Origin of the sequence: Mesorhizobium silamurunense, assembly GCF_014843825.1 — a bacterium.
In the GTDB taxonomy this organism is placed as follows: domain Bacteria; phylum Pseudomonadota; class Alphaproteobacteria; order Rhizobiales; family Rhizobiaceae; genus Mesorhizobium; species Mesorhizobium silamurunense.
In genome coordinates, this window is the sequence record NZ_JHQR01000098.1 from 36109 (window position 1) to 46320 (window position 10212).

The window sequence follows — 10212 nt, forward strand, 5'->3', positions numbered from 1 at the left end:
AAGCTGGTCGCGAAGGCAATGGCAGCGTGTTGAATATGGCGCGCGGCACGGCAGAATGCGGGGTCGTTTCACCAGCCTGAGGAGGAGGCAATGCTCAAAGGAACCTGCCATTGCGGCGCCGCGCACTGGACCCTGGAAGGCGATCCGGGATCGATCACGGCCTGCAACTGCACGCTTTGCCGCCGCTACGGCACGCTCTGGGCCTATGACTATGTCGACGAGCGCATCCGCATCGCCGGGCCGATGCGTTCCTACACACGCGCCGAAGTGGCCGAGCCGGCGCTCGAGATCCTGTTCTGCCCGACCTGCGCCTGCGTTCTCGCCTGGCGCGGCCTGCGTTCCGGCTCCAGCGGCCGCACCCGCATCGCCGTCAACGTCAGGCTGGCGCCGCCGGAGGCCGTCGCCGACCTGCCGATCGACCATTTCGACGGGCTCGACAGCTTCGACGACCTGCCGCGCGACGGCCGCTGCGTGCGCGATCTGTGGTTCTGATTTTTAATTGATGCATGTCGTTGCCCCAAAACCGCAGGGCACTTTTGGGCGACATGCATCAGAAAATCGTCCGCGAGACCGGGCGCTCGACGGCCGGCATCAGGCCGTCATTGTTGGAGGCCTGCTTGCGTGGCTCAATCGGAACCGGAGCGGCCGGCGCGGCTTCCGGCACCACCACCAACTGGGGAGCCTGCTTGTAGGAGAAGGCGCCGCGGATGTTGCCCATCTTGCTGACGACGATCTCGATCACCGCCTTTTCGAGGTTGCGGTCGTAACGCGTTTCGGCTGCCACCGGCGCGGCCATGGCCATCACAAGGACCATACCGCAAAGGAACGATTTCATTGTTCTTATCCCCTGCCTGGGACCAAGGTCTTAGCAGGGCGCCGTTGAAAATCGGCCAAAAGACAGGGTAACCGAACCGCCAAACAAAAGCGTTAACAAACACTTATGATTCTGATTTAACGCAATTCCGGACGCAAAACCGCCGCACACTTTTGCTGGGAATTGCTTCCGAATCCGGCAAACCGATTCAGCACGTTGAGAATTCGGATCAGGCGCGCTGCGCCTGCACGCCGTGGCCAAGGGCGGCGAAGACCGTGCGCACGATGCCGGCCGTGTCGAGGCCCGCGTCGGCATACATCTTCTCCGGCTTGGCGTGATCGGTGAACTCGTCGGGCAAGATCAGTGGGCGCACCTTGAGGCCGTTTTCCAGCAGGCCTTCATGGGCGAGGAAATGCAGCACGTGGCTGGCGAAGCCGCCGACCGCGCCCTCCTCAACCGTCACAAGAACCTCGTGCGAGCGCGCGAGGCGGCGGACGAGATCCTCGTCCAGCGGCTTGGCGAAGCGGGCGTCGGCAACGGTGGTGGAAAGGCCCGCGGCACCGAGCTCTTCCGCCGCCAGCAGGCAGTCCTGCAGCCGCGTGCCGAAGGACAGAAGCGCCACCTTGGTGCCTTCCTTGAGGATACGGCCCTTGCCGATTTCGAGCACCGAGCCGCGTTCCGGCATGTCGACGCCGACACCGTTGCCGCGCGGATAGCGGAAGGCGATCGGGCCGCCGTCGTAGTCGGCTGCCGTGCGCACCATGTGGCGAAGCTCGGCCTCGTCGGCGGCTGCCATGACGACGAAGCCTGGCAGCGAGGCCAGGAAGGTCGTGTCGAAGGCGCCGCAATGGGTGGCGCCATCGGCGCCGACGAAGCCGGCACGGTCGATCGGGAAACGCACCGGCAGCTTCTGGATCGCCACGTCATGCACGACCTGGTCGTAGGCACGCTGCAGGAAGGTCGAATAGATGGCGGCGAAGGGCTTGTAGCCCTCGGTGGCGAGCCCGGCGGCGAAGGTCACCGCATGCTGCTCGGCAATACCGACATCGAAGGTCCTGGTCGGGAACACCTCGCCGAACAGATCGAGGCCGGTGCCGCTCGGCATGGCGGCGGTGATCGCCACGATACGGTCATCCTCGCGCGCTTCCTGGATCAGGCTCTCGGCGAAAACCTTGGTGTAGCTCGGCGCGTTGGCCGGCGCCTTGGCCTGCGCGCCGGTGATGACGTCGAACTTGTTGACGCCGTGATATTTGTCGGCGGCGGCTTCGGCCGGCGCGTAGCCCTTGCCCTTCTGGGTCACGACATGGATCAGCACCGGGCCGTCGGCATTGTCGCGAACGTTCTTCAGCACCGGGATCAGGTGCTCGAGATTGTGTCCGTCGATCGGGCCGATGTGGAAAAAGCCCATCTCCTCGAACAGCGTGCCGCCGGTGACATAGCCGCGCGCGTGCTCGACGGCGCGCGTGATGGCATTGTCGGCGCGCTTGCCGAGATAGGAGGTCAGCTTCTTGCCGAAATCGCGCAGGCCGAGATAGGCCTTGCCGGAGGCGAGCCGGGCCAGGTAGGCGCTCATCGCGCCGGTCGGCGGGGCGATCGACATGTCGTTGTCATTGAGGATGACGATGAGGCGGGCATTGAGCGCGCCGGCGTTGTTCATCGCCTCGTAGGCCATGCCGGCGGACATCGCGCCGTCGCCGATGACGGAGATGACATTGTTGCGGCCGCCCGAAAGGTCGCGGCCCATGGCCATGCCGAGGCCGGCGGAAATCGAGGTCGAGGAATGCGCGGCGCCGAAGGGGTCGTATTCGCTCTCGGCCCGCCGGGTGAAGCCGGAGAGACCGCCCTCCTGGCGAAGCGTGCGGATGCGGTCGCGGCGGCCGGTCAGGATCTTGTGCGGATAGGCCTGATGGCCGACATCCCAGATCAGCCGGTCTTGCGGCGTGTTGAAGACATAGTGCAGCGCGACCGTCAGTTCGACGACGCCCAGCCCGGCGCCGAGATGGCCGCCGGTGTGCGACACGGCATCGATCAGCTCGGCGCGCAGTTCCGTCGCCAGCTGCGGCAGCTCGCTCTCGTCAAGCGCCCGCAAATCCGCGGGAATGCGGACCTTGTCGAGAAGCGGCGTGTCGGGTTTCGGGTTCACTCTGGTGCGGCCTGCTGAAATCTTAACCTTGCATCAGAGCGGTTAACCGTTTCACGGGACCGCTCTGTCTCTTTGTTTTCACGCAATTCCAGACGGAAAACCGTTTCACACTTTTCCTGGAATTGCTCCAACCTTCACAAATATGCGCCTCGATCATGCGCGAAATATGCCGCCGGAGGACGAATGTAAATGCGTGTCAGTGACGCGGCGGCGTAGGATGTCCATCCTGCTCTAACCTTCCGGCAGCGGAATGAATTCTTCCTCATCGCCAGGAACGATATCGAAGCGGCCCGTCTTCCATTCTTCCTTGGCCTGCTCGATGCGTTCTTTCGAGGACGAAACAAAATTCCACCAGATATAACGCTTGGAGCCGAGCGATGCTCCGCCGAACAGCATGAAATGCGCGCCGCGCTCGGACGAAACGACGATCTCCTCGCCCGGTTTGAACACCAGAAGCCGCTCGGCCGGGAAGCGGTCGCCGGCGATAAAAACCTCGCCCTCCAGTGTATAGATGGCGCGCTCCTCGGCATCGGCGGGGATTTTCACGCTGGCGCCCGCCGCCAGCCGCAAATCGGCATAGAGCGTCTCCGAGGCGGTCGCGACCGGCGAGCGCAGCCCGGAAAATTCGCCGATGACGACGCGGCCACTGACGCCTTCGGCGTCGATCTCGGGCAGGCGGATCACCGACGTGTTCTCGAACACTGGAGCGATCTCTTCCTTGCTATCCGGCAGCGCCAGCCAGGTCTGCAGGCCGGAGACAGACATCGGCGCACCGCGCAATTCTTCCGGCGTGCGCTCCGAATGGACGATGCCGCGGCCGGCGGTCATCAGGTTCACGTCGCCGGGTGCGATCACCATTTCGGTGCCGAGCGAATCGCGATGCCTGATCTTGCCGTCGAACAGATAGGTGACGGTGGAAAGCCCGATATGCGGATGCGGGCGCACGTCGATCGCGTGGCCGGCGCGCAGGATCGCCGGGCCCATGCGGTCGAAAAAGATGAACGGGCCGACCAGCCGGCGCTTTGCCGTCGGCAAGGCACGGCGGACCTCGAAACCGCCAATGTCCTTGGCGTTGGGGATGACCATCAACTCGATCTGGTCGCAGGCAAACGCGTCGCCGGCCTCAGGATCGTTACCCGGGAAGAAGCTCATATCGGCCTCACGCGAAACGGAGGGCGGATCTCGCCTTCGCCTTGGCGGCCTCTTCCTCGCGATTGCGTGGCTCCTGTGTCGTCTCCAGCGAGTCCAGCAACTCGCGCGCGGCTGCGGCGATCGCCTCGACGGCGTGGTGGAACGCATGCTCGTTGCGCTTGGAGGGCTTTGTCGAGCCGCTCAGCTTGCGCACGAACTGCAATGCCGCGTCATGGACCTCGTCATTGGTCGCCGGCGGATCGAAATTGAACAGGGTCTTGATGTTTCGGCACATGCTTGCAGGCCTCCTGTCTTTTCGTGTCCCCGCCGGTTGGGACTATCACCGAGGTGTGTTGAGATTCAGGTCAGTCCGAGCCGAAAATGATGGCTTCCGAGAACCGGAGCGGAGCGTACTTAAAGTACGTGAGCACCGGAAGCGCAGGAGACCGCCATTTGCAGGCCGTCCTCACCTGAATATCAGCACACCTTACTCAGCGTCGAGCGGCTCCGTTCCCACCGGCTTGCCGTCGCGCGACAGCCTGATCTTCTCGACCTTGTCCTCTGCCGCCTTGAGCAGCCGGTCGCAATGGGCTTTCAGCGCCTCGCCGCGCTCGTAGATCTTGATCGACTGGTCGAGAGGAACGTCGCCGCGCTCCAGGTCATCGACGATCTTCTCCAGCGCATCGAGCGCCTGTTCGAAGCTCATCGCCTTGACGTCTTGATTAGCTTCATCAGCCATAATTCATCCCTTCATCAGCCGCCCGACATGGGCGGCGACCGAAAATGCCAGTCCCTGCAGATCGTAGCCGCCCTCCAGCAGACTGACGAGCCGGTTGCCGCTGTGGCGCCCGGCGCGGTCCATCAACTGACCGGTCGCCCAGTCGAAATCATCCTCGGTCAGGTTGATCTCGGCCAGCGGATCGCGATGGTGCGCATCGAACCCCGCGGAAATGATGATCAGGTCCGGCTTGAAAGCGTCGATCGACGGCAGCACGCGCGACAGGAAGGCGTCGCGGAACGTGTCGCTGCCGGTGCTCGGCGCGAGCGGCGCGTTGACGATGTTGCCGGCGCCGGTTTCGCTCTTGGCGCCGGTGCCCGGGTAAAGCGGCATCTGGTGCGTCGAGCAATAGAGCACCGACGGATCGTCCCAGAAAATGTCTTGCGTGCCGTTACCGTGATGCACGTCCCAGTCGACGATGGCGACGCGATCGGCCTGGTGCTTCTTCTGTGCATGACGGGCGGCGATCGCCGCGGTGTTGAACAGGCAAAAGCCCATCGCCGTCGTCTTTTCGGCATGATGGCCGGGCGGGCGAGCGGCGACGAAGACATTGGCGGCGCGGCCTTCGAAGACATCGTCGATCGCCGCATTGGCGGCGCCGATCGCCGTCACCGCGGCCTGCCAGCTTTTCGGACTGGCGCTGGTGTCGGCGTCGATCGAGACGATACCGCTCGCGGGGATGGCCGCGCGGACGCGGGCAACAAAATCTTCCGGATGCGCATAGAGGATGGTTGCCTCGTCGCCTTCCGGCGCCTTGACGCGGTCGAGGGCCGAAAAAGCCTCGTCGTCCAGCACGCGCTCGATGGCGCGCAAACGGTCGGGCCGCTCGGGATGACCGGACGGCGTGAGGTGTTCCAGGAATACCGGATGGGTGTAAAGACGAGTGGTCATGGAGCCTAATCTAGGCACCTGTCACCCGGATAGCCATGTTTCAGCGCCGAATGATTGGGGAAAATCGCGCCCGATCGTGTCGCAGGCGGCATTGGCGCGGCTTAAGCTTCGCGATAGAGTCCTGCCGCTGCCTGGTGCCCGCGACGCGGGAGAATCGGGAACACGGTTGAAATCCGTGGCGTGCCCAACGCTGTGAGGGGGACCGCGCCGGCAAAGCCACTGTCCAAGACGGGAAGGCGCCGGATGCGGGTAGATCCCGAGCCAGAAGACCGGCCCGGCAGACATGGTCGTCCGCATGGTCAGGCGGAGGACTGCTTATCGCAAGGGGACAAGCGATGCAGGCACGAATGGCCGCCGCCGGCGGCGACGACTTTGACCAATTGGCGCGCGACGCGGTCTACCGGGCAATGTTCACCAGGCGTGACGTGCGCAGCCATTTCGTTGCCGACGATCTCGACGATGGCGTGCTGGCGCGGCTGCTCACCGCAGCGCATCACGCGCCGTCCGTCGGCTACATGCAGCCGTGGAATTTCATCGTCATCCGCGATGCGGCAAGGCGTCGGCGGGTGCGCGACCTTTTTCTGGCCGCGCGCGAGCAGGAATTGCCGGCGATCGAGGCGGAGCGGCAGGCGCTCTACCGCAAGCTGAAGCTCGAAGGCATCTGCGAAAGCGCGCTCAATCTTTGCATCACCTGCGACCGGCAACGGTCAAAAGACTCGCCGCTCGGGCGCTGGCACAATCCGGAAATGGACCTCTATAGCACCGTCTGCGCGGTGCAGAATTTCTGGCTGGCGGCGCGCGCCGAAGGCGTCGGCGTCGGCTGGGTGAGCATCATCGATACCGAGGCGCTGAAGCGGCTGTTGTCGATTCCCGAACATGTCACGCCGATCGCCTATCTTTGCGTCGGCCGCGTTTCGGAATTCGCGCCGAGGCCGGATCTCGAAGCGCATGGCTGGGGCAAGCGCCTGCCACTGGGCGACCTGGTGATGAGCGAGACCTTTTGCGGCGCCGGCGAGGCGCCGCTCAAATCGGCAATTGCCCGCCTTGGTTCCGGCGAAATGGTGAAGCCGTGATCAGCCTGCCTTCGTGGTCAAGGGGCTGCTGATCAAGCAGTCCGCGGCGTATCCCAGCGCGAGCCGCCGAAGGAGCCCAGCGCCTTGTCGCGCAGCTCCCTGAACTTGGACGAGGTCTCGGCCAGGCGCCGATCCCACTCCGGATTGGGAACCTGGCCTTCGATGGTGGCGAAATAGACCTGCATCAGCGAAGCGATGGCGAAGGGTTCGATGAAGGCCGCCTTGAAGGCCCAGGCGAAGACAATGGCCAGCACGAAGGCCCAGCCGGCGAGTTGCCCCGGCATCACCCAGAGGATGGCGGCTGCCGGGGCAAGCATCAGCAGGAAGATGACGAAGGACACACCCCACATGATCACCGCCAACCAGACGGCGTTCTTGACCATGTGCTTGCCGTTCTGCGCGTAGAGCACGACGCCTTGCCTGGCGGTCTCGAAAGGCGAGTTCGAATTGATGCGGATGTTGTAGCCGAGGATGATCTCATCGACATAGGTCAGCGACAGGCGGATGACCGTGTTGATGAAGCTGACGATGCCGCTCAAGCCCGGAATGGGCAGGAATGCCGCGATGCCGCCGATCAGGCCGGTGATGGCGCGGATGGCGCCCTTCACCAGCTGGTCGACGACAAAAAGGATGTTGGCCTCGGCGAAGCGCTTGGTCACCACCTCGCGCGCATAGGCGATCTGGCCCTGGCCGTCCGGAACATCGTGGCCGTCGATAAGATGGACCATGACGGCGATGTGACCGGCCTTCAGGGCATAGAGGATGTATTCGCGGATCCAGTAGAGGGCGATCGAGACGACGCCGAAGCCGACAACCCCGCCCCACAAGGCAAACGACATCGGCCCGTCGGGGTCGGTCGAGATATGGCCGACGCCATAGCCAACACTGGCGCCGGTACCGGTCGCCATGATGTAGGCGACCGTGATGCCGAAATAGACGATCATGCGAAAGACGATGAACGGCCATGTCCGCATCATGATGGACACCGACCGGCCGATGCTGAAGTCCCACATGGCCCCGACTCTCCCACCTCAGAGAATGGCCGGGAAGGATGCGCTCACCCTTGCCATTGTCAATGTCGGAGCGATTTTGAGCGGGGGACAATTGTTGAAGACAGTGCTGCCCTCATCCGCCTGCCGGCACCTTCTCCCGTGAAGGACGGGGAGAAGGGTCACGCTCCGGCGCTAGCGTGCCCGTCCTTCACGGGGAGAGGTTAGGGTGAGGGGCAGCGCCGACTTAGGCGATTGCCTAGAGCACCGCGTGCCGGATGCTACTTGCTTTTTAATCCTTCGAGCAGTTGCTTGAACGCCGCTATCGCCTCCTTCGACGTCGCCGCAGGGTCTTTCGAATTGGCGATGCGCTGCGAGGCCTGGCTGCTGGCGCCGTTGATCAGACGCGCCGCGGTCTGGACCGCGGCGAAGCGGTCATTCCGGCCGAATGACAAAAAGGGCCAGCTCTTTCAGCCGGCCTTTTTGCTTCGCCTACAGAATCTCGGTCTTCGCGATGTGGATGCCGAAACCTTCGAGGCCGACATAGTGGCGCTCGCGCGAGGCGATCAGGTTGATCGAGGAAATGCCCAAATCCTTGAGGATCTGGGCGCCGAGACCGATCTCGCGCCACTCGTTTTCGCGCCGACGCGCTTCCTCATGATCCTCGCGGTCGCTGCTCTTCGGCCGATTGCGCTCCTGATGGGCGACGCCGACGGAACCTTCGCGCAGATAGACGATGACGCCGCGCTTGCGCTCGCCCATCGCCTTCATGATGCCGTCCAACCGGTGGCTGGTGCCGAAGACGTCGGTCACGACATCTTCCGAATGCAGCCGCACCGGTACCTCCTCGCCGTCGCGGATGTCGCCGAAGACGACCGCGACATGGTGCATGGAATCCCAGGGCAGCGTGTAGGTGAAGACCTGCGCCTTGCCGCCGGGCGTGTCGATGTCGGAGCAGGCGACCCGCTCGACCAGCGTTTCCTTGCGCTGGCGGTAGGCGATGAGATCGGCGACCGAAACCTGCTTCAGGTCATGTTCTTCGGCGAAGGCCTGGACCTCTGGCCCGCGCTTGACGGTGCCGTCGTCGTTGACCAGCTCGGAAATGACGCCGACCGGCGGCAGTCCGGCGAGCTTGCAGAGGTCTACAGCGGCTTCGGTATGGCCCGAGCGCATCAGCACGCCGCCCTCACGCGCGATCAGCGGGAATATGTGGCCGGGGCGCACGAAGTCGGAGGCGCCGACATTGCCGTTGGCGAGGTTGCGCACGGTCAGCGTGCGGTCGTCGGCCGATATGCCCGTCGTGGTGCCGTGCTTGAAGTCGACGCTGACGGTGAAGGCGGTGGTGTGCGCGGAATCGTTGTCGGCCACCATGGGCGCAAGGTTCAGCCGCCTCGCATCCTCGCGCAGCATCGGCGTGCAGACGATTCCGGAAGTGTTGCGGACGATAAAGGCCATCTTTTCCGGCGTGCAGTGAACGGCTGCGACGATCAGGTCGCCCTCGTTCTCGCGCCCGTCATCGTCCATGACGACAACGATCTCGCCGCGCTCAAAGGCGCGGATCGCTTCGACGATCTTCTTCTGGTCGTAAGGCATAGGCGCTCGCTTCGCTCGCAGGGAATAGGAATTAGACAATAGGCAGTAGGGAAGGAAAAGGGCTGTCTCGGGCTGGCATGCTGCCTACTGCCTAATCCCTACTGCCTACTGCCTTCCCTGTCTGTCCTCTGTGCCGCAGATAATGATCCGCGATCGCGCAGGCAACCATGGCCTCGCCGATCGGCACGGCGCGGATGCCGACGCACGGATCATGGCGGCCCTTGGTCATGACCTCGACGTCCTTGCCGTCTTTGTCGATGGATTTGCGCGGCGTGAGGATCGAGGAGGTCGGCTTGACGGCGAAACGGGCGACGATCGCCTGCCCGGTCGAGATGCCGCCCAGGATGCCGCCGGCATTGTTCGACAGAAACACCGGCTTGCCGTCATTGCCGATGCGCATCTCGTCGGCGTTCTGTTCGCCGGTGATGCGCGCCGCCTCGAAGCCGTTGCCGATCTCGACGCCCTTGACGGCGTTGATGGACATCAGGCCGGAGGCAATGTCCTGGTCGAGCTTGGCATAGATCGGCGCGCCGAGGCCTGCCGGCACGCCGTCGGCGACGATCTCGATCACCGCGCCGACCGAGGAGCCCGCCTTGCGGATGCCGTCGAGATAGGCGGCGAAGATGGGAACCGACGCCGGATCGGGCGTGAAGAACGGGTTCCCGGCGTCGCCGATGAAATTCCAGTTCCAGTTGGCACGGTCTATTGCTTTTTCGCCCATAGAGACCAGCGCGCCGCGTACCACCATGCCCGGCACCACCTTGCGGGCCAGCGCGCCGGCCGCCACCCGCGCCGCGGTC

11 protein-coding genes, 1 pseudogene and 1 riboswitch are annotated in these 10212 nt (G+C 64.0%); of the genes and pseudogenes, 2 read left to right on the plus strand and 10 right to left on the minus strand.

Annotated features, from left to right (window positions below; all coding sequences use genetic code 11):
- The first annotated feature begins 90 nt into the window (after window positions 1-90).
- The gene (locus tag DH10_RS11750; RefSeq protein ID WP_192256733.1) at window positions 91-492 is read left to right on the plus strand and encodes a GFA family protein; all 402 of its coding nucleotides are present in this window, start codon (window positions 91-93) and stop codon (window positions 490-492) included.
- A gap of 58 nt (window positions 493-550) precedes the next feature.
- Here DH10_RS11750 and DH10_RS11755 read toward each other — a convergent pair whose 3' ends face one another.
- From DH10_RS11755 to DH10_RS11780, 6 genes are all read right to left on the minus strand, one after another.
- Window positions 551-835 carry a hypothetical protein gene (locus tag DH10_RS11755; RefSeq protein ID WP_192256731.1) on the minus strand — a complete coding sequence of 95 codons (285 nt, stop codon included), beginning with the start codon at window positions 833-835 and terminating at the stop codon, window positions 551-553.
- 208 nt (window positions 836-1043) lie between these two features.
- The gene (dxs, locus tag DH10_RS11760; RefSeq protein WP_192256729.1) at window positions 1044-2957 is read right to left on the minus strand and encodes a 1-deoxy-D-xylulose-5-phosphate synthase; all 1914 of its coding nucleotides are present in this window, start codon (window positions 2955-2957) and stop codon (window positions 1044-1046) included.
- A gap of 231 nt (window positions 2958-3188) precedes the next feature.
- Complete coding sequence (locus DH10_RS11765) at window positions 3189-4109, minus strand: pirin family protein (RefSeq protein ID WP_192256727.1); 921 nt, start codon at window positions 4107-4109, stop codon at window positions 3189-3191.
- Window positions 4110-4116: 7 nt separating this feature from the next.
- Window positions 4117-4383, minus strand: a complete 267-nt coding sequence (locus tag DH10_RS11770) for a DUF2277 domain-containing protein (protein ID WP_192256725.1) — start codon at window positions 4381-4383, stop codon at window positions 4117-4119.
- 192 nt (window positions 4384-4575) lie between these two features.
- Window positions 4576-4827, minus strand: a complete 252-nt coding sequence (locus tag DH10_RS11775; protein WP_095778033.1) for an exodeoxyribonuclease VII small subunit — start codon at window positions 4825-4827, stop codon at window positions 4576-4578.
- Window positions 4828-4830: 3 nt separating this feature from the next.
- Entirely contained in the window at window positions 4831-5757 is a 927-nt protein-coding gene (locus DH10_RS11780; protein WP_192256724.1) for a histone deacetylase family protein, read from the minus strand.
- Window positions 5758-5872: 115 nt separating this feature from the next.
- Window positions 5873-6049, plus strand: a riboswitch (cobalamin riboswitch).
- A gap of 43 nt (window positions 6050-6092) precedes the next feature.
- Between DH10_RS11780 and bluB the strand changes: the two genes are divergently transcribed.
- The gene (bluB, locus tag DH10_RS11785) at window positions 6093-6830 is read left to right on the plus strand and encodes a 5,6-dimethylbenzimidazole synthase (RefSeq protein WP_192256722.1); all 738 of its coding nucleotides are present in this window, start codon (window positions 6093-6095) and stop codon (window positions 6828-6830) included.
- Window positions 6831-6862: 32 nt separating this feature from the next.
- Here bluB and DH10_RS11790 read toward each other — a convergent pair whose 3' ends face one another.
- The 4 genes and pseudogenes from DH10_RS11790 to aroC all read right to left on the minus strand — a co-directional run.
- Window positions 6863-7843 (minus strand): hypothetical protein, encoded by a 981-nt coding sequence (locus DH10_RS11790; protein ID WP_192256719.1) that lies wholly within the window; start codon window positions 7841-7843, stop codon window positions 6863-6865.
- Between the two features lie 257 nt (window positions 7844-8100).
- A pseudogene (locus tag DH10_RS11795) lies at window positions 8101-8238 on the minus strand (TetR/AcrR family transcriptional regulator); the annotation flags it as partial.
- Window positions 8239-8311: 73 nt separating this feature from the next.
- Window positions 8312-9412, minus strand: a complete 1101-nt coding sequence (gene ribB, locus DH10_RS11800) for a 3,4-dihydroxy-2-butanone-4-phosphate synthase (RefSeq protein WP_192256717.1) — start codon at window positions 9410-9412, stop codon at window positions 8312-8314.
- A 91-nt stretch (window positions 9413-9503) separates the two neighbouring features.
- Window positions 9504-10212, minus strand: a 709-nt coding sequence (gene aroC / locus DH10_RS11805) for a chorismate synthase (protein ID WP_192384745.1), incomplete at its 5' end; no start/stop codon positions are given.